At 63.4% G+C, this 19329-nt stretch carries 19 protein-coding genes and 1 tRNA gene; 12 read left to right on the forward strand and 8 right to left on the reverse strand.

Annotated elements, in window-relative coordinates:
* The first annotated feature begins 163 nt into the window (after nt 1-163).
* Nucleotides 164-727 carry an ATP-dependent protease subunit HslV gene (gene hslV / locus QNA11_RS08835; protein WP_283482733.1) on the forward strand — a complete coding sequence of 188 codons (564 nt, stop codon included), beginning with the start codon at nt 164-166 and terminating at the stop codon, nt 725-727.
* Entirely contained in the window at nt 727-2028 is a 1302-nt protein-coding gene (gene hslU / locus QNA11_RS08840; protein WP_283482734.1) for an ATP-dependent protease ATPase subunit HslU, read from the forward strand. Before hslV ends, hslU begins: the two co-directional genes overlap by 1 nt.
* On the opposite strand, the gene QNA11_RS08845 is transcribed toward hslU, so the two are convergent.
* The gene (locus tag QNA11_RS08845; protein WP_283482735.1) at nt 2018-2506 is read right to left on the reverse strand and encodes a GNAT family N-acetyltransferase; all 489 of its coding nucleotides are present in this window, start codon (nt 2504-2506) and stop codon (nt 2018-2020) included. The two genes, hslU and QNA11_RS08845, sit on opposite strands and share 11 nt — an antisense overlap.
* Nucleotides 2503-2796: a type II toxin-antitoxin system TacA family antitoxin gene (locus QNA11_RS08850; protein ID WP_283482736.1), complete on the reverse strand. Its 294-nt coding sequence runs from the start codon at nt 2794-2796 to the stop codon at nt 2503-2505. Before QNA11_RS08850 ends, QNA11_RS08845 begins: the two co-directional genes overlap by 4 nt.
* 132 nt (nt 2797-2928) lie before the next feature.
* Here QNA11_RS08850 and trpS point away from each other — a divergent pair, with 132 nt between their 5' ends.
* Nucleotides 2929-3963 carry a tryptophan--tRNA ligase gene (trpS, locus tag QNA11_RS08855; protein WP_281931092.1) on the forward strand — a complete coding sequence of 345 codons (1035 nt, stop codon included), beginning with the start codon at nt 2929-2931 and terminating at the stop codon, nt 3961-3963.
* A 6-nt stretch (nt 3964-3969) separates the two neighbouring features.
* Here trpS and QNA11_RS08860 read toward each other — a convergent pair whose 3' ends face one another.
* Genes QNA11_RS08860 through QNA11_RS08880 form a run of 5 tightly spaced genes read right to left on the reverse strand, consistent with a single transcriptional unit; the run spans nt 3970 to nt 8624 of the window.
* Nucleotides 3970-4305, reverse strand: a complete 336-nt coding sequence (locus QNA11_RS08860) for a HepT-like ribonuclease domain-containing protein (RefSeq protein ID WP_283482737.1) — start codon at nt 4303-4305, stop codon at nt 3970-3972.
* Nucleotides 4302-4592: a nucleotidyltransferase family protein gene (locus QNA11_RS08865; protein WP_283482738.1), complete on the reverse strand. Its 291-nt coding sequence runs from the start codon at nt 4590-4592 to the stop codon at nt 4302-4304. Before QNA11_RS08865 ends, QNA11_RS08860 begins: the two co-directional genes overlap by 4 nt.
* Nucleotides 4593-4623: 31 nt before the next feature.
* Nucleotides 4624-5910: a glycolate oxidase subunit GlcF gene (gene glcF / locus QNA11_RS08870; RefSeq protein ID WP_283482739.1), complete on the reverse strand. Its 1287-nt coding sequence runs from the start codon at nt 5908-5910 to the stop codon at nt 4624-4626.
* 1 nt (nt 5911) lies between these two features.
* Complete coding sequence (glcE, locus tag QNA11_RS08875; protein WP_283482740.1) at nt 5912-7129, reverse strand: glycolate oxidase subunit GlcE; 1218 nt, start codon at nt 7127-7129, stop codon at nt 5912-5914.
* 1 nt (nt 7130) lies between these two features.
* Entirely contained in the window at nt 7131-8624 is a 1494-nt protein-coding gene (locus QNA11_RS08880; protein WP_283482741.1) for an FAD-linked oxidase C-terminal domain-containing protein, read from the reverse strand.
* Nucleotides 8625-8823: 199 nt separating this feature from the next.
* On the opposite strand from QNA11_RS08880, the gene QNA11_RS08885 reads away from it, so the two are divergent.
* A complete protein-coding gene (locus tag QNA11_RS08885) occupies nt 8824-9234 on the forward strand; it encodes a GlcG/HbpS family heme-binding protein (RefSeq protein WP_281931083.1) in 411 nt (136 codons plus the stop codon).
* 71 nt (nt 9235-9305) lie between these two features.
* Here QNA11_RS08885 and QNA11_RS08890 read toward each other — a convergent pair whose 3' ends face one another.
* Nucleotides 9306-9611, reverse strand: coding sequence for a DUF3572 domain-containing protein (locus QNA11_RS08890; protein WP_202072299.1), 306 nt, complete (start codon nt 9609-9611; stop codon nt 9306-9308).
* 83 nt (nt 9612-9694) lie between these two features.
* On the opposite strand from QNA11_RS08890, the gene QNA11_RS08895 reads away from it, so the two are divergent.
* The 8 genes from QNA11_RS08895 to QNA11_RS08930 all read left to right on the forward strand — a co-directional run bounded on the left by QNA11_RS08895 (nt 9695) and on the right by QNA11_RS08930 (nt 19316).
* Nucleotides 9695-10069 (forward strand): response regulator, encoded by a 375-nt coding sequence (locus QNA11_RS08895; RefSeq protein WP_165053463.1) that lies wholly within the window; start codon nt 9695-9697, stop codon nt 10067-10069.
* A 14-nt stretch (nt 10070-10083) separates the two neighbouring features.
* The gene (locus QNA11_RS08900) at nt 10084-11445 is read left to right on the forward strand and encodes a PleD family two-component system response regulator (protein ID WP_283482742.1); all 1362 of its coding nucleotides are present in this window, start codon (nt 10084-10086) and stop codon (nt 11443-11445) included.
* A 123-nt stretch (nt 11446-11568) separates the two neighbouring features.
* A tRNA-Ala gene (locus tag QNA11_RS08905) sits at nt 11569-11644 on the forward strand.
* A gap of 339 nt (nt 11645-11983) precedes the next feature.
* Nucleotides 11984-14380: a glycosyltransferase gene (locus QNA11_RS08910; RefSeq protein WP_283482743.1), complete on the forward strand. Its 2397-nt coding sequence runs from the start codon at nt 11984-11986 to the stop codon at nt 14378-14380.
* A gap of 360 nt (nt 14381-14740) precedes the next feature.
* The gene (locus QNA11_RS08915; RefSeq protein WP_283482744.1) at nt 14741-15313 is read left to right on the forward strand and encodes a hypothetical protein; all 573 of its coding nucleotides are present in this window, start codon (nt 14741-14743) and stop codon (nt 15311-15313) included.
* A 206-nt stretch (nt 15314-15519) separates the two neighbouring features.
* A complete protein-coding gene (locus tag QNA11_RS08920; RefSeq protein WP_283482745.1) occupies nt 15520-16377 on the forward strand; it encodes a xanthine dehydrogenase in 858 nt (285 codons plus the stop codon).
* Nucleotides 16378-16680: 303 nt separating this feature from the next.
* Complete coding sequence (locus QNA11_RS08925) at nt 16681-18018, forward strand: ABC transporter substrate-binding protein (protein ID WP_283482746.1); 1338 nt, start codon at nt 16681-16683, stop codon at nt 18016-18018.
* A complete protein-coding gene (locus tag QNA11_RS08930; RefSeq protein WP_283482747.1) occupies nt 18015-19316 on the forward strand; it encodes a di-heme oxidoreductase family protein in 1302 nt (433 codons plus the stop codon). The genes QNA11_RS08925 and QNA11_RS08930 overlap by 4 nt, the downstream gene beginning before the upstream one ends.
* Nucleotides 19317-19329 lie beyond the last annotated feature (13 nt).

A 19329-nucleotide genomic window follows, 5' to 3' on the forward strand; every position in this document is an offset into this window, starting at 1 on the left:
CGCGTTGCAATCTTTGTGATCTCTAAACACGGGGTTCTCTCCTTCTCCCGCGCGCGGGAGAAGGTGGCCCTCGCGTCAGCGAGGGTCGGATGAGGGCCCCCGCCCTTGCTCAACACCCGCCAAACGCCTACATCCGCCTGACATATTAGTCTGGATGGCGAGAATGGAAAGCGAACGCGAGAAGTCGCTCCTGATGCATGCGACGACGATCATACTGGTGAAAAAACAAGGCGAAACCGTCATTGCCGGCGACGGCCAGGTCAGCCTCGGCCAGACCATCATGAAAGGCAACGCCCGAAAGGTCCGCCGTCTCGGCAAGGGCGACGTCATCGCGGGCTTCGCCGGCGCCACCGCCGACGCCTTCACCCTCTTCGAGCGTCTCGAGACCAAGCTCGAGCAATATCCAGGGCAGCTCATGCGCGCCTGCGTCGAGCTCGCCAAGGATTGGCGTATGGACCGCTATCTGCGCCGTCTCGAAGCCATGATGCTCGTCGCCGACAAAAATGTCGGCCTGGTGCTCACAGGCTCCGGCGACGTGCTGGAGCCCGAGGCGGCTGAGGGCGGCGCCGTCGCGGCGATCGGCTCGGGGGGCAATTATGCGCTCGCCGCCGGCCGCGCGCTTATCGACACGCCGGCCGACGCCGAGACCATCGCGCGCCGCGCCATGAACATCGCCGCCGACATCTGCGTCTATACGAACCATAGCATAGTGGTGGAGAAAATCTGATGGCCGACTTCTCCCCCCGCGAGATCGTCTCCGAGCTCGACCGCTATATCGTCGGACAGCAGGACGCCAAGCGCGCCGTCGCGATCGCGCTGCGCAACCGCTGGCGCCGGCTGCAACTGCAAGGGCAGATGCGCGAAGAGGTGATGCCCAAGAACATCCTCATGATTGGCCCGACGGGCTGCGGCAAGACCGAGATCGCCCGCCGCCTCGCCCGCCTCGCCAACGCCCCTTTCCTGAAGGTCGAGGCGACGAAATTCACCGAGGTGGGCTATGTGGGCCGCGACGTCGAGCAGATCGTGCGCGACCTCATCGAAGTCGCGCTGGTGATGGTGAAGGACCGCCGCCGCAAGGATGTGCAGGCCCGCGCCGAAAAGGCCGCGGAGGAACGCGTGCTCGACGCGCTCGTGGGCCCCGCCTCCTCGCCCGCGACGCGCGAGACCTTCCGCAAGCGGCTGCGCGACGGAGAGCTCGACGACAAGGAAGTCGAGATCGAATTGCAGCAATCGGGCGGCTCCACGCCCATGTTCGAGCTGCCGACCATGCCGGGCGCCAGTGTTTCGGCTTTTTCGCTCGGCGACCTCTTCGGCAAGATGCAGCGCGGCAAGCCGCGCAAGCTCACGGTGAAGGAAGCGCATGGGCCGCTGATCGCCGAAGAGAGCGACAAGCTCATCGACCAGGAAGCGAGCGTCCGCGAAGCCATCCACGAGGTGGAGAATAATGGCATCGTCTTCATCGACGAGATGGACAAAATCTGCGCCCGCGAAGGACGCGGCGGCGCCGATGTCTCGCGCGAGGGCGTGCAGCGCGACCTGCTGCCGCTGATCGAAGGCACGACGGTCGCGACCAAGCATGGGTCGGTGAAGACCGACCATGTGCTCTTTATCGCCTCCGGCGCCTTCCATGTCGCGAAGCCTTCGGACCTCCTGCCCGAGCTTCAGGGCCGCCTGCCGATCCGCGTGGAATTGGCCTCGCTCAATGAAGAAGACTTCCGCCGCATCCTGACCGAAACCGAAGCCTGTCTCAGCAAGCAATATTCGGCCTTGATGGGCACGGAAGGCGTGACGCTGGAATTCGCGCCCTCGGCCATCGACGCCATCGCCAAAGTGGCCGTGGCCGTGAACACCTCGGTGGAGAACATCGGCGCCCGGCGCCTGCAGACGGTGATGGAGCGCGTCCTCGACGACATCAGCTTCACGGCCTCCGACCGCGCGGGCGAGACGGTGACGATCGACGGCGATTTCGTCGAGAAGCACATCGGGGATTTGGCGAAGAACCGGGATTTGAGCCGGTTTATTCTGTGATGTCCTTGAGCCGCGCAACAAGCGTCATCGTGTTGGACGGGCATTCCGAGAAGCCACGGTGCATGTAGAAACGCTTGGCGTCTTCGGAGAGCGCATGGACCAAAAGCCCTGCGACGCCGCCGAACTCGGCGGCGGCGCGGGTGCGGATGACAGCATCCCGGAGCAGGAGTGAGCCGAGCATGCGTCCTTGTTCCTGGAGGTCGACGGCAAGCCGTCCGAGAACAAAAACCGGAATCGGGTCTGGCATATTGCGCCGCAGCCTTCCGGGCGCTTCGTTCGAGGCGATCGCTCCCGCCGCCAGCGCGTAGTAGCCAACGACCCGTTCGTCGCGACAAACAACGAAAGTGCGCGAAGCGCCGCTGAGCTGGTTCGCCCGGGCGCGACGCTGCAGCCAGTCGTTCAAGACGGCCACGCCGCAATCAAATTGCGCGACGTCGTGCCGCTCGCCCAAAGGCGCGGGCGCCGAGGGCGGCGTCAATTCTCCCACGGCGCCTTCAGATTCATGAGCTTCCGCAGGCCCTCGTTGGGCTTTGCCGGCGCGTCGAAGATTTTACGAAAACGCTCGAAGGTCTTAGCGTCGACCACGATCAAATTGGCGTCGAGCAGCGTCTCCTGCGCCGCCCGGCGCGCCGCCTCGACCATGAATTCGGTTCGCGTTTTGCCTGCCGCTTTCGCGGCGCGGTCGATGATATTGCGGTCTTCCGCCGCCATGCGGACATTGACCAGCCCGCGGCGGGAACGATCGCTGGTTTTGGTCGCCTGCGCCATGTGCGCTCCCAAGGATGTAAAGACATTGTATATTGGCCCAACTGGCGCGGGTCAAACTGTCCACACTTGCGCCCGCGCCCGCGCATTGTCATAACCCCCGCCAAAGTTCCTCAACCCTCGACGGCGCAATCCATGTCCAGCTTCCCCCAGCGCGTTTTCTCGGGCGTGCAGTCCACCGGCAATCTGCACCTCGGCAATTATCTCGGCGCCATCGTCAAATTCGTCGAGCTGCAGGAGCGCTTCGAGTGCCTCTATTGCGTCGTCGACCTGCACGCGATCACCGTGCCGCAGGACCCGATCGAGCTGCGCAACAACACGCGTGAGATCGCGGCGGCCTTTCTCGCCTGCGGCATCGATCCCAAGAAGAACATCGTCTTCAACCAGAGCCAGGTCGCCGAGCACGCCGAGCTCGCCTGGGTCTTGAACTGCGTGGCCCGCATCGGCTGGCTCAACCGCATGACCCAGTTCAAGGACAAGGCCGGCAAGGACCGCGAGAACGCCTCGATGGGCCTTCTGGATTACCCTGTCCTGATGGCCGCCGACATCCTCCTCTATCGCGCCACCCATGTGCCGGTCGGCGAGGACCAGAAGCAGCATCTCGAGCTCGCCCGCGACATTGCGCAGAAGTTCAATAATGATTTCGGCGCCTCGATCGAGCGCAATGGCTTCGGGGAAGGTTTCTTCCCCCTGCCCGAGCCGCTGATTGCCGGCCCGGCGACGCGGGTGATGAGCCTGCGCGACGGCACGAAGAAAATGTCGAAATCCGACGCCTCGGATTATTCACGCATCAATCTCTCCGACGACGCCGACCAGATCGCCACGAAGGTGAAGAAAGCCAAGACCGATCCCGAGCCCCTGCCCTCCGAGGAAAAGGGTCTCGAAGGCCGGCCGGAGGCGGATAATCTCGTGGGCATTTTCGCTGCGCTATCGGGGCGCGCGAAGGCGGAGGTTTTGAGCGAATACGGCGGCGCGAATTTCTCGACCTTCAAGAGCGCGCTGGTCGATCTCGCGGTCGCCAAGCTCTCGCCGATTACCGCGCAGATGCGCCGCATTCGCGAGGATGAAGGCTATATCGATCAGGTGTTGCGAGACGGTTCGGACCGCGCCCGCGCGCTGGCGCGCGAGAACATGAACGCCGTGAAGGATATTGTAGGGTTCTTGCGGTAAATCAGCCTACTCGCCTCGCTTGGCGAGGAGGCGTTCGACCTCCTCCCCGAGCGGGCGCAGGTCCTTCGAGATAACGTCCCAGACAAGAAAAAGATCGACGCCCCAATAGGCGTGGATGAGCCGATTTCGGAAGGCCACGATTTTCGTCCAGGGAGCTGGCGCCGTCGCCTTTAGCTCGGGCGAGAGCTTGCCTGCCGCCTCGCCAATGATCTCGAAATTGCGGATGACAGCGTCCTGGATGATGCGCTCGCGCAAAAAGACATCCCGGCCGCCCGCAACATAGCTCTCGATCGCACGGATGCTGTCCGCGATATGCTCCAGATAGAAGCGATCGGACTTCACAAGGGCAACGCTTCACGTTCGATCAGCAGCCTGAGAAAGGGACTCACGCCCCGCGAGGTCACAAGATCGACCTTGCGCCCGATCAGCGCCTCCAGTTCCTCCGCCAACGCGAGATAATCGTCGAACCCGCGTTCCTCAGAGAGATCGATGAGCAAATCCACGTCGCTCGACGGCGTCTCTTCCCCACGAACGACCGAGCCGAACAGGCGGATGTTCGACGCGCCATGGCGGCGGGCGGCTGCAATCAGCTCCGAGCGTTTATCGAGCAGGGATTCGAGCAACGGCATGGCACACACCTCGCGCCCACTATAACATAAATCAGCCTGTCAACGCCTCCGGCTTCGGCCCGCCGGTCGCCCAATCCAGCAGTTCCACCGTATGCACGATCGGGATGGCGGTCCCCGCCCCGATCTGCGCCATGCAGCCGAAATTGCCCGCGGCGATGACTTGCGGCGCGAGGCTCTCGATATTGGCGACCTTGCGCGCGCGAAGCCGGTCGGCCATTTCCGACTGGAGTAAGTTATAAGTTCCCGCCGAACCACAGCAGATGTGCCCCTCGGGCACAGCGACAACCTCGAAGCCGGCGCTCTCCAGCGCTGCAACCGGCTCGCGCGTGACTTTCTGGCCGTGCTGCAACGAGCAAGCCGAGTGATAGGCGACCCTCAGGCGCGGGACGGCGACGCGCTGGAACTGCAATTTATCGACAAGCTCGCTCACGTCGCAGGCCAGCGCGGAAATGCGTGCGGCCTTGTCCGCCAAATCAGCCTCATCGCGGAACATGAACCCGTAGTCCTTCACGCTCGTGCCGCAGCCCGACGTGTTGATGACGATATGGTCGAGCCCGCCTGTCTCGATTTCGCGCGTCCAGGCGTCGATGTTCCGGCGCGCGAAGACATGGGATTGGTCGACCTTGCCGAGATGATGCGGCAACGCCCCGCAACATCCGGCGCCCTCGGCGACGACGACCTCGACGCCGTGGCGCGTGAGGAGACGCACGGTGGCTTCATTGATCCGCGTGTCCAGCACGGTTTGCGCGCAACCATTCAGAAGCGCGACGCGCATCTGGCGGGCGCCTTGCGCCGGAAAAACCTGCGGGCGGTCGACATCCGACGGCGCCGGCAAATTTGGTGGCGCGAGCGATAGCATCGCGTGCAGGCGCTCCGGCAAATAACGGGCGAACGGCCTCGCCGCACCAGCCAAGCGTAACGCAAACCGGAACACTGTCGGGCGCGGCAGAACGAATGCAAGCAACGCGCGCAGCGCCTTGTCTGCGAATGGCCGCTGATAGGTCGCCTCTATATGGGCGCGCGCATGGTCGACGAGATGCATGTAATGCACACTCGACGGACAGGTCGTCATGCAAGAAAGGCACGAGAGGCAGCGATCGACATGCCGCGCCGTGCGCGCGTCGGCGGCGCGCCCATTCTCCAGCATTTCCTTGATGAGATAAATGCGCCCGCGTGGCGAATCCAATTCGTCGCCCGTGAGGAGATAGGTCGGGCAGGTCGCCGTGCAGAAGCCGCAATGCACGCAGGCGCGCAGAATCTTCTCCGATTGCGCCATATCCGGGTCCGCGAGAGCGGCAAGAGAGAAATGCGTCTGCATCTCAAAACGCCTCGCGCATGCGGCCGCGCTCCAGAATATGCGCGGGATCGAAACTCTCCTTCACGCGCTTGCTCAGCGCCGCCAGCGGCGCCGGCTGCGGATGAAAGACGTCTACGCGCGCCCGAATATCGTCGGACGCGCGGATGAGGGTCGCATGGCCACCACAGGCGTCGACAGCAGCGCGTATTGTCCCCGCATGAGCGTCGCCGGCCGGCTCCAGGCAAAGCCAGACGAGCCCGCCCGCCCAATCGTAGTAATAGGCAATGATCGGCGCGCCGGCGTTGCGCAGCGCGTCCAGGACGGCGCGCCCGTCTGTCGGCGCGACCGAAACGCGCCAGATTTGCCCGCTGTGCGCGGCAAGCGGCGTGACGTCGCGCAGCGCCGCCCAGAGCGCCGCCGACTCGTTTCGCGGCAATGTCTCGAAGCGCGCGCCGCAGTCGCCAAGTTGCGCGATCAACGCCTCGCGCCTCGCGGAAACTGAAATCTCGGGGCCTTCGATGCGCAGCAGAGCGGCGTTGGCGTCGAGCCCGAGTGGCGCGGCGCCGGCCGGCAGCATGGCGAAGGAGGACACTTCATGCGGCGATCCCGACGCCCGGCGCAATTGAGCAAGGCTTTGCGCTTCGTCGAGACCGAGAACCAAGAGAGTCTGTTCGGTCTCGGCCTTCGGCAGAACCTTCAACGTCACTTCGGTGAGAAGCGCCAACGTGCCGTAGGAGCCGCAGACAAGCTTTGAGAGATCATAACCCGTAACGTTTTTCATGACGCGGCCGCCGGATTTCACCACCTCGCCGCGCCCGGTCACACAGTGAAACCCCAACAGATGATCGCGCGCGGCTCCTGCCTTGATGCGGCGCGGGCCGGAAGCGTTGACGGCGATCGCCCCGCCGATTGTCGCGCTCCGCGTCGCGCCGCCGAGCAGCGGCGCATAATCCATCGGCTCGAAAGCGAGCTGCTGGCCATGCGCGTCGAGCAACTCCTCGATCTCGCGCAAAGGCGTCCCGGCACGGGCGGAAAGCACGAGCTCCTCGGGCTCATAGAGCGTCACCCCCGTCAGCGCGCGCGTGGAGATGTGTTGCTGCAAAGGCGCATGGCGGCCGAGGCGCTTCTTCGAGCCGGCGCCAACAATGGCGAAAGGTGCTTTTCGCGTGTTGGCGGCGCGCAAGGCGTCGACGGCGTCGGCGGCGTCGCGAATATCGAGCGTGGCCAGGAGAGCGTCCATGTCAGAATCTCGGCAGATCGGGGAACGGCGTCTTGCCGCCCGACACATGCATCATGCCGAACTCGGCGCAGCGATGCAGCGTTGGGAAAACCTTGCCGGGGTTGAGCCTGTTCAAGGAGTCGAAGGCGCATTTCACGCGCAACTGCTGATCGAGATCAGTCTCGTTGAACATCTCGCTCATCAGATCGCGCTTCTCGACGCCGACGCCATGTTCGCCGGTGAGCACGCCGCCGACAGCGACGCAAAGACGCAAGATGTCGAACCCGACCTTCTCCGCCCGTTCCATTTCCCCCTCGATCGAAGCGTCATAAAGAATGAGCGGATGCAGATTGCCGTCGCCCGCATGGAAGACATTGGCGACCTGCAGGCCCTCGCGCTTGGCGATCTCATCCATGCCCGCGAGCACCTCCGGCAGGCGCGCGCGCGGGATCGTGCCGTCCATGCACAGATAATCCGGCTTGATGCAGGAGACTGCCGGAAAGGCGTTCTTGCGGCCGGCCCAGAATTGCAAGCGCTCGGCTTCGCTTGTGGAAACCTTGGTCGTCGTCGCCCCTTCGTCACGAGCAATTGTTTCGACGAGGTCCACGAGGTGGTCGACCTCCGCCTGCGCGCCGTCGAGCTCTACGATCACGATCGCCTCGGCGTCGAGCGGATAGCCGCAGGGCTGGAAACGCTCGACGGCGTGGATCGTCGCTTTGTCCATCATCTCCATTCCGCCGGGGATAATCCCCCGCGCGATGACGGCGCCGACAAAGCGCGCGCCGGCCTCGACGCTCGAAAAGCCGACGAGCAGCCCGCGCGCAACGGCCGGCTTTTGCAGAATGCGCACGGTGACTTCGGTAACGACCCCGAGCAAGCCTTCCGAACCGGTCATCAGGCCGAGAAGATCATAGGCCTCGCTATCGAGATGCTTGCCGCCGAGGCGAATGACCTCGCCCCCCATCAGCACGACTTCGAGCCCGAGGATATTATTGGTCGTCAGGCCATATTTGAGACAGTGCACGCCCCCGGCGTTCTCGGCCACATTGCCGCCGATGGAGCAGGCGATCTGCGAGGAGGGATCGGGCGCGTAATAAAAGCCGCGACTCTCGACCGCCTTGGAGATGGCGAGATTTTGCACGCCAGGCTGCACGCGCGCGCAGCGGTTCTCATAGTCGATCTCGAGAATGCGGTTGAACTTCGACATGCCGAGCAGAATGCCGTCTTCGAGCGGCATCGAGCCGCCGGAAAGCGAGGTGCCCGCACCGCGCGGCACAACCTTGACGTTCATCTCGGCGGCAAGCGCCAGAACGGCGCTCACCTGCGCCACGGTCTCGGGCAATGCGACCACGAGCGGCAGCGCGCGATACATGGTGAAGGCGTCGCATTCGTAAGCGCGGCGCGCCGTCTCGTCCACGATGAGGTTCTGCGCGGGCAATATGGCGCGCAGGCGCTCGATCAGCTCGTCGCGCCGCGCGAGAATCTCGGGCTCGGGCGCAGGCATGGCCAGCGTCATTAATCAGCGCCTCCTCAGCGCATCGAGCGCGCCGTTGCGCCGGCGCTCCGGGCGTGGGATTGCAGCGGCCTCGGAAATTTTCCCTAGTCGAGGCGCAGGATGGGCGCAAGTCCGACGCTTCCGGGCCGCGCGCTTCTCGAGCGAGCCTGAAGGCTCGCGGTCCAATTAAAGGCTCACGGTCTAATCAAAAGGAGACGCAATGAAAATGAAGTTCGTTTTGACGCTCGCCGACGCCAAGCGCGTGGCGGCGGCGGCCGCGGAGGAAGCCCAGCGCAACGGCTGGAGCGTGGTGATCGCCATCGTCGACGACGCGGGCCTGCTCGTCTATCTTGAGCGGCTCGACGGCGTGCAGCCCGCCTCCTGCGACATCGCCCAGGCGAAGGCGCGCGCCGCGGCGCTGTTTAAACGCCCGAGCAAAGCGCTGGAAGAGACCGTCGCAGGCGGCAGGGTCGCGCTGCTGAGCCTGCCCCATATCATCCCTGTCGAAGGCGGCCTGCCGCTCGTCTATGAGGGGCAAGTCATCGGCGCCATCGGCGTGTCCGGGGTGCAATCATTCGAGGATGGGATCGTCGCCAAGGCCGGCGCGGATGCCCTTGGCGCAAGCGCTTAAGCCTCTCGTTACGATAATGGCGAAGGCCCGCGCGATCTTTCGAGCATGTCCAATCAGACAGGGCCTGTAGCCTAATCGCCGCCGCCGAGAGACCTTCGGGCGCGACCCACGGCCTCCGGCGACAGCCCTTCGGCGGCGGCGAAGGCCAAAAGCACATCCTCATCCCCGGCCAAATGATCGAGAACCGCGAGATGAAAGCCGCGATCGCCGAGAAGCGCCGGCACATCGCCCGCGTCGAGCCCTGTCAAAGCGAGAAATCGCGACACGCGCTCTTCGTCGTGGGTGAGATAAGCCAGCGCGCGCAAAGCCAATTCCGCCGGCGCCGGCTCGATCGTCTTTGGGGCGCGAATATCTCGCGCATTCCGGCCGATTTTCATTAATACTCCCATGTTAGGCATGAACGAAACGGCCCTTCGATCCTTTTGCCGCCTCGAAGCAGCCGCGTTTCAAGAGCTGGGCCATGAAGAAAACAGTCCTCATCGTAGAGGATAACGAATTGAACATGAAGCTCTTCAACGATCTGTTGGAGGCGAATGGGCACGCGACGCTTCGCACCAAGAGCGGCGTGGACGCGATTTCGCTCGCGCGCGAGCACCGGCCCGATCTCATCTTGATGGATATTCAATTACCAGAGGTCAGCGGCCTGGAAGTCACCCGCTGGCTGAAGGATGACGATGAACTGAAAGATATTCCGGTCATCGCCATTACCGCCTTCGCGATGAAGGGCGACGAAGAGAAAATCCGCCAGGGCGGTTGCGAGGCTTATCTCTCCAAGCCGATCTCGGTCGCGAAATTTCTGGAGACGGTGAATTCCTTCCTTGCGGACAAGAACTAGGAGACGTCAGCCCTATGACCGCGCGCGTCCTGATCGTCGACGATCTGCTCCCCAACATCAAACTGCTGGAAGCCCGCCTCTCTGCTGAATATTTCGACGTGGTGACGGCGACGAACGGCCCGCAGGCTCTGGAACTCTGCCGCGAAGGGGGCTGCGACATCGTTCTGCTCGACGTCATGATGCCAGGCATGGACGGATTCGAGGTCTGCTCCCGGCTGAAAGCCGACCCCGCCACAATGCATCTGCCGGTGGTGATCGTGACGGCGCTCGATCAACCGGAGGATCGCGTGCACGGCCTCGAATGCGGCGCCGACGACTTCCTCACCAAGCCCGTCGACGAGATCGCGCTGATAGCGCGCGTCCGGTCGCTGGCGCGCCTCAAGATCACCATCGACGAATTGCGCGCCCGCGCCAGCACCTCGGCCAATCTCGGCCTCGCCTCCCGCGAGCCCAACGACGGGGCGCGCGGCCGCATCCTGCTGGTCGAGGATCGCCCGAGCTCGGCCGACCGGATCGACTCCGCGCTGCGCGACTTCCACGACATCGACATCGAACAGCATCCGCAGGAAGCCTTGTTCCGGGCCGCCGAGAATAATTACGAGCTCGTCGTCGTCAGCCTCAACCTCGCCCATTTCGACGCGCTGCGGCTGTGCAGCCAATTGCGCTCGCTGGAACGCACCCGCACGCTGCCGATCCTCCTGCTGGCCGATATGGACGACCGCCAGCGCGTCCTGCGGGGTCTCGATCTGGGCGTGAACGACTATATCATGCGGCCGATCGACCGGAACGAGCTTCTGGCGCGGGTGCGCACGCAGTTGCGGCGCAAGCGCTACACGGACTCGCTGCACGAAAACGTGCAGGCGGCGATCGAGCTCGCGGTCGTCGACGCGCTCACCGGGTTGAACAACCGCCGCTTCCTCGAGACCCATCTCGCCACGGCGCTCGACCAGACCGCCCATAAGGGCCGGCCTCTGTCCTTGATGATTCTCGACATCGACCACTTCAAATCGGTCAACGACACCTATGGCCACGACGCCGGCGACGAGGTGCTGAAGGCCTTCGCCCAACGCATCAAGCGCGTCCTGCGCAGCGCCGATCTCGTTTGCCGCCTGGGCGGCGAGGAGTTCGTCGTCGTCATGCCCGACACGCCGCTCGCCGTTGCGGAGCGAATCGCCGAGCGCGTGCGCGCGGCGGTCGAGGGCGCGCGCTTCCCGGTCGACCCCAAGGCGACGCGGACGATTCCGGTCACCACTTCCATCGGCCTCGCCGAGCGCGGCGCCGACGCCAACGCCGACGCCCTGATGCGGCGCGCGGACAAGGCCCTGTACGCCTCCAAAACCTCGGGCCGCAACAGGGTGACGGCGGCCGCCGCTTGAGGCCTGTGAGAAAATTGACATAAAGCCGCTCGCCGGGCTTGCAGACAAAGCCCGGCTGAACTATACACCGCCCGTCGACGCCGCGTCGGCCGCAGCCTCCCCCAAGAGGCCCGTAGAAAAGATGGGGCCATAGCTCAGTTGGGAGAGCGCTTCAATGGCATTGAAGAGGTCGTCGGTTCGATTCCGTCTGGCTCCACCATCAATCAAGAATAGATAAGCGAGACGCTTGGTCCTGCCCCCAGCAGGAGCGATCCGGCTGTAATCGCAGCAGCTCCCACAAGCCTCCGTGGTCGACGGGGGCCGAGCGCGATCGTTCAGTGGATTTTTCTAAGATTGACGGCCCGCCCGCGCTCCGCCGCGTACCGAGCCTCGGCTACCCTTAATCACATATGACTTCACAGACTGCCAGCGAGCACCATGCCTGCTCCTGGGAGCAGTTCGTATCCCCGAGCCCATATCCCAGTCCCAACCAGCCTGATTTGGCTGACGGCGTTTGACTGGCATAATGGAATTGGCGCCAGACGGAGACGATAGGCCGGTGAAAAGACAGTTGCTTGCTTTGATCGCTGGAAAACAAGCCACATCAAAGGTCGTCGGCCATGTCGACGAGATTCAGAACGGCGTCCTTTACGGCTGGGCCTGGTATCCGGCAAAACCGGAGCTTCGTCCCCTCATAGATGTCTATATCGACGGTCGTTTCGAGGGACAGACCTGCGCCTGCCTTCGACGCGACGATCTTGCAGCAAACCACATTGGCGACGGCTGCTATGGCTTCGAGCTGTGCCTTCGGCCAGGCACAAAGGAGCAAGGCGTGCGCGCGCTTGTCGTGGGGGCCAATCGGCCGGAGCTGATCTCCTTCCGCCCGGGGACAGTTATCGAGTTTCAGCGTGTCCGCAGCCCCGAGACTTACCTGCGTGCGACCTTTTCAGCCGCCCTCTTGGACGCCGCCCCAAAAAACAGATCAACTGCCTCGAAAGTCTCGACCGAAGCCGGCGCCGGCCGTGTCTTCGACAAGCTATTCGATCAATCCCCGGTTCCGTCCCCGCCGCCCATCGCAGGGCGACCGCTTTGCGCTTACCTAGATTATCAGCGCCATAGGTGGGAGCTTCAGAATAAATTCGCCGTGGGCGAGGCCGTCGAGGAATATGAGAGATTTCTCCAGCATTATATCGGGTCGTATGGGCGCTCGGCGCGCCCGCAGCGGGTCCCGCTTTCCGCCGACGACATCGCCTATTTGAATAAGGGGCCGACGCACGAGAGTCCGTTCGGGCCCAGCAAGCTTCAATCGCTTTGCGCGCCCGCGCGCGACAGTGAGAATGATGAGGCCGCGAACTCTTATCGATGGGCTGTCTACCACAGTCGTGCGCTGAATATCGACGACTGTCTGTTAGCCCCCGCGTTGCGCGACGCGTTGAGCGCTTGCGAAAATGACGGCGCTCCCTATCCTTTGTCGCGTTTTATGAAGCGCTTCCTCGCTGAAAATACGTTTCTCGCAGACATAGACATCGGGACGGAAGACGGCCGCATGCTGGCCTATTTCGCTGTGCTTCTGTTTGCCATTACGGCGCCGCACCTCTGCAATTATGTGCCGTCGGGATGGCTCGACGCATTTTTGGACGACGGCAAAGCAGGATGCGCGCCCTTCGATCTCGTCGCGGCGCACGTCCTTCCAGGCGTCGATCTTGACGCCCACCGTTGGCGCGCGCTTCTCGACGCGGCAGGCTTCGATATTCGCCAGAAAAAGTTCAGGTCCGTTACGCCGAGGGGCGACAGGCTCGAAGCGGCTTCTCTTCGATCGACCGGAGAGAGGCTTGTCGACGTTCAAATAATCGCGCCGTTCTCTCGGCAGTTAGGAATATCACAAAGCGCCCTAACGCTCGCAGACGCAATAGAATCGCTCGGATATTCGCTGCGTCTTTGTGATTTCACACGCGAGCACCCCAACGCTCCGCGCGATTCCAAGCGCGATCTGCGCGAACCCGGCCCCACGCGCGTCAATATCGTTCACCTCAACCTCGAAGATCTCCCCGACGCCGTCGCCTATTTCCCGGACGTCTTCACGGGCGCGCCGCTCGTCGCCTTTCCTTATCTCGAACTGCCAACACTCTCAGCCGCTCAACGTCTCGGCGTTTCACTCGTGGACGAAATCTGGTCCGCCTCGGAATTCACGACGCGAACGCTGAGCGCCCACAAGCAAACCTTTACGGTCGGAACAGCCCTCCGGCCTATCCGCTCGGTGGGCAAAGCAAACGCCCGCCGGATTGCTTATCGGACTCTCGTAGAAGCGGAGGATTTTGTTTTTCTGACCACAGGCGACGCGCTTTCGGGCGCTCGCCGCAAAAATCCACTCGGAGCAATCCGTGCGTTCGTTCATGCCTTTCCGAACGATCGTCATGTCAAGCTCGTCGTCAAGGTCCACAGTCTCGAGCGGGTTGCCCCAGGGAGCGAAATCCATATCTGGCAGATCATCCAGGCAATCGCCGCGCAAGACTCGCGCATCATCTTGCTCGACAAGGTTTTCGATGACGATGAGCAGTTGGCCCTCATCGAGGGAGCCGATTGCCTTGTGTCCCTGCACCGCGCCGAGGGCTTTGGCTATCATATGCTCGAGGCGATGGCCCTAGATACGCCGGTGATCGCGACGGCCTATTCCGGAAACATGGATTTCTGCAACGAGCTGACGAGCGTTCTCATCCCCGCGGAAATCGTCCATCTGGAGCACGGAGATTATCCCCGCGCCAGCGCCGCGCAGACATGGGCCGAGCCCGATTTCGAGGCAAGCGTTGCCGCGATGAGGACAATCTATGCGAACCCGAGATTTCGCGAAGGATTGGCGGAGAACGCGCGCGAGTTCGCCCAGCGTCATTTTTCCCTTGGCGCTTTTGCCGCGCGCGTCGATGCACGACTGCGCGCAGTCGGCGGGTTTCAGAAGTAATGGCGGCTGCAGAAAGCAGCCTCGGTCGTTTTGGCACTCGCAGAGCATTGCCGCGGCAAGAAACCGCATACGCCTTCCCTCACACCCACTAACTAAAAAATAAATATTTCCGCTACCTTAGTCTACGACTCCATGGAACCTTCAGCTTGGGGAACTGAGCCCGCTTCTTTTTTCTTCACGAATCAGTCATTAAACAGCAAGAATTGCCAAGGTTACACGCGCATATGATTCGACTTGCCTTTACCGATGACACCGATGCCCCAGCCGCGGAGAGCGAACGGCGCCGGCTTCTAGACGACGCCCTGCGCCGTCTCTTCGTTCTCGAAATCCTCCACTGACTGGCAGACTTCGATGGCCGTTATGAAGCATCAATTTATTCAAAATCCCCTGGGTTCCGCGCTGGACAACGACCTCGACGTCTTGCGGAAAAAGCTGAACAGCGCGCTCGGCTTTCCTCCGCGCCCGGCGCTGACGGCCGCCCTCGACCTCCTGACGAGAGCGAACACGGCTCTGGAGTTTCTCGAAAAGCGGAACGCCGACATAGAGAATTGGGCTGTCGAGGCTATTCGCCAACTTCAGGCGGATTTTGCATCCTCTGAGAACACAGTTGCGCTTTACCGCGATCGCGTCCGCGAGGCCGAGCAGCTCAACTGCGACCTCGGCAAGAAACTCTCCGCCGCCGAGCGACGCGCCATTCAGGCTGAAGAACGCGCCGTGAGAGCGGAAACCGAGCTTTTGAAAGAGCGGACGAGGGCCGGGGCCGCCGAAGCACGGGCCGCCAAGGCGGAGGCTGACGCCAGCGATGCGGAACAATGGCTGTCGCAGGTCAGCGATCTGATCAACGCCAATCTTGCCGGGGCGGCGATCGTCTTGGACAATCTGGAAACGTCGCAAGACCCGGTAGCGGCGCTCAAGAAGAAGCTCGGCGCCTGAGGCCGGCGCGGGCGAGCGCCCTCGATGTCCGCTTTGCCACAAATTGCGTCAGACGGCACAAGGCTGGCCCAATGACGCTTCAAGACGCCGGAAACCGGACGCCTCTACTTTGCAGCGCTATATATATTGAATTCCTTTCGATTGCCCGTTAGACGCCTCATTGGCCCGCTCCTTGCTGCCAATCTCCCGAGAAAAGGGATGCAGCGATGAACGATCTCCAGCCGCGTAGCTTTCTGCATAATCAGGCCGATCCATACGCGATTATCCTCGGGACGAATGAGATCGCCTCGGCGATCGCCGTCAGGCTCTGCTGGGAGCGTTTCCGCGTCGTGCTGAGCCATGACCCGTTCCCACCCGTCATCCGGCGTGGGATGGCGTTCCATGACGCGCTCTTCGACGATCAGGTCGCCGTCGACGGCGTCGTCGGGCAGCGCGCCGAGACCGCTCTGGAGATCATCGACGCCCTCGCCTTGCGCGGGCGGGCGGCTGTCACGCATCTTCAATTGACAGATCTGATCACCTTGCGCGCGCCCGTCGCCGTCGTCGACGCGCGACTTCAAAAACACCGCGTCACGCCAGACCTTCGCGGCGTCGCCGGACTCGCGATCGGCGTCGGGCCTAAATTCGCCGTGGGCGAAAATTGCGACATTGCCGTTGAAACCCACCCCGCAAAGACCGGCGCGCTTCTCGACGCCGGGGAGACGCGAGACGCCGATGGAGTCGCGCGCGCCTTGGGCGGCGTCGGCAAGGAGCGTTTCATCTATTCGACGCGGCCGGGCGTGTGGCGCACGCCGCTCGATATCGGCGCGCAGGTCTTCAAGGGCTTTGTGCTCGGCCATTTGGACAGCCAGCCGGTAAAGGCGCCGATGGACGGTTTCCTGCGCGGGATCGCGCGCGACGGCGTTGCTGCGCCCGCCGAAGTGAAGCTCGTCGAGATCGACCCGCGCGGCCGCGCCGCTTGTTGGACGGGCACGGACGAGAGAGGCCGCGCCATCGCAGAGGCGGTGATTGCGGCGATGGCGAGGGCGCCAATCAGCCAGCTTCTCGTCCCGTTCCAACTCTAGCGCGCTTTCGCTCGCATGGAATCAAAAGTCTACTAACTCTTGCGGAATGCGCTCTGAGCCGGCCGCGCGCCGCCACAGGATTATCTGCGCACGCCCCTGCCCTCCGCGGGCGGGCGATCTGCGCTTGCGCCCGCCTTTGCCACGCCGGCGCGCCATATACATATAGGCGCCCTATATAATGCAGGACTGCGATACCGCGCTTGCTTACAAGCCTTCTGGCGCCGTCATTTAGCGCTATATTCGCGTACTTTTTAAGCTTGGCCTCTGTTGACAGTATTGCACAGCTTGTCATAGCTTTCCGTTATGTACAAGATAAACATATCGAATCGATTCAAGCGCGGCGTCGCCGCCCTCTCCCGCGCGACGCTCCTGGGATGCATCGCATTCCCCGCTATCCCGCTTCGCCTGGCGCAGGCGGAGGAAACCAAGATCGTCGTCGTCACGAGCTTCCCGGAAGAGCTCACGACGCGCTACGAGCAAGAATTCGAAAAACGCTATCCGGACATCCATATTCAGTTCGTCTGGAAGCAATCGCGGGACGCGCTTGCCGAGCTCAGAAAGCCCGCGCAAGGCGGCGCCGATGTCTATTGGGCGCCGACCATCGCCAATTTCGCGACCCTGCGCGAGCGCGGCGCCTTCCAGAAAATCTCGGTGGACCGCACGGCGCTGCCGGGCCGCCTCGGGCGCGAACAAATCTCAGACCGGGAAGGATTTTACGAGGCCTATGACGTCGCCGGCTATGGCGTCGTAATGAATCCGGCGCTCGCCGCGGCGAGCGGTCTCGCGGCGCCGAAGCGCTGGCGCGATCTCGCCGCCCCGAACTATGCGCGCCGCTTGGCGATGCCCATTGCGGCGAAGGTCGGCTTCTCCCCTGCGCTCTACGACATCTTCCTGCAAAGCGAAGGATGGGAAAACGGCTGGGCGCAGTTGAGCGAAATGGCGGGAGAAGCCGCGCTCCTCGCCCAGGGCGCGCTGCCGACCGCGCAAGTGCGCGACGGCGCGGCGGTCTTTGCGTTCACCATCGACTTCTTCGCGGTGAGCGCCAAGGCCAATGGCGCGCCGGTGGAGATGATCTATCCCGAGCGCAGCGCCTTCTTGCCGGCGCATATCGCCATCACGGCCGCGACGAAACATGCGGCGGAAGCCAAGTCCTTCGTCGATTTCGCGCTTTCCGCGGACGGCCAAAAGCTGATGATCGAGCGCGACAGCATGCGCCATCCCGCAAGGCCAGACGCCTATCAGGGCGCGCCGGCGGCGCTCGTCGATCCTTTCAAACTGCCGGCCGACTCGATCCTCGATTACGATATGGACATCGGGCGGCGGCGGCCGCCGTTGATCACGCTCCTCTTCGACCTCGCCATCGTCGAAGGCCATGACGAGCGCGCGGCGCTGTGGCGCGCCGTCCACGAGGCCGAAGGCAAGGACAGTGGGGCCAAAGCCAAAGAGACGCTGAGCGAGGTGCGCCGGCTTTTGAGCGTCGTGCCGGTCTCGGAGCGTGAAGCGAAAGACCCCGCCTTTCTCGACGCCTTCAGCAATCGCGACGCCGTCGATCCCCAGCGGATCGCCAAATGGCGCGACGAGCTTGCGACGGCGCGCCGACAGGCGAAAGAAAAGCTCGCGAGCCTCGGGATCGCGCCATGAAACGCGCCGGCCTTCTTCTCGGCGCGCTGCTGCTCATGGGCGCGGCGCGCTATGAAACCAGCGCGCCGCCGAGAGAGGCTTTCACCCAGCCGATCGACGGCCTGACGGCCGCGCAGACGCCGATCTTCCGGCGCGGCTCGGGGTTGTTCCGCCAGGCCTGGCTGATCGGCCCCTCTGACGATCACCCCGATCTCATCGGGCTTGGTCCGCTGTATAACCGCCTTTCCTGTATCGCCTGCCATGTCAAAAACGGACGCGGCGCCGCTCCTGACCCCGAGAATGGCGTGACGCGACATATGGTGGCGAGGCTGAGCGTCGAGGGAACGGATGCGCATGGCGGACCGCGCGCCCATCCCATATACGGCGCTCAGCTCAATCCCGAGGGCGTTCCCGGAGTCCCTGGAGAAGGCCAGGCGACCGCCGCCTTCGACGAGACAACCGTCGCTCTCGCCGATGGCGAGCGCGTGTCCCTGCGCCGCCCCAAGCTCGCTTTCCGCCGCCTTGCCTATGGCGCGCTGGGACAGGACACGAAGACCTCGCTGCGCAACGCGCCGCCGGTCTTTGGCCTGGGACTGCTGGAGGCCGTCCCGGATGCGGAAATCCTCGCCGGCAAAGGCAGGCGCAATTTTGTCTGGAGCCTCGAGACCAACGCCAGGATGCTCGGCCGCTTTGGATTGAAGGCCAATCAACCCAGTTTGCGCCAGCAGATCGCCAACGCCTTCGCCGAAGACATTGGCGTCACCTCGTCGATGTTTCCGACCGAGACGTGCTCGGCGACACAGGAAGCCTGCCGCGCCGCCGGCTCGCTAAAGCCCGATCTGACGGACGCACAGCTCGACGCGGTCACGGATTACATCCGCTGGCTTGCGGTTCCCGCGCGCCGCGCGGCCGACGCGCCGCAGGTCGTCGCCGGCGAAAAGCAATTCCACACGCTCGGCTGCGCGACTTGCCATCGCGAGACGCTGCGGCTCGGGGCCCTTCCGGCGCTCCCTGCGCTGAGCGGCGCCGAGATTCACCCCTATACGGATCTGCTGCTGCACGACATGGGCGAGGGCCTCGCCGACGGGCGCCCGGATTACGACGCCGGCCCGCGCGACTGGCGCACGCCGCCGCTCTGGGGCCTCGGCCTCGCCGGCAAGGGCGGCGACGGCGCAAATTATCTGCATGACGCACGCGCGCGCACGCTCACGGAAGCGATCCTTTGGCATGGCGGCGAAGCCCAACCTGCCGCCGAGGCCTTTCGCCAACTTCAAAAGCAGGAGCGCGACGCCCTGCTCGCTTTTCTCAACTCTCTCTAGCGGCCGGGGGGCG

The organism is Methylocystis sp. JR02, assembly GCF_030063565.1.
In the GTDB taxonomy this organism is placed as follows: domain Bacteria; phylum Pseudomonadota; class Alphaproteobacteria; order Rhizobiales; family Beijerinckiaceae; genus Methylocystis; species Methylocystis iwaonis.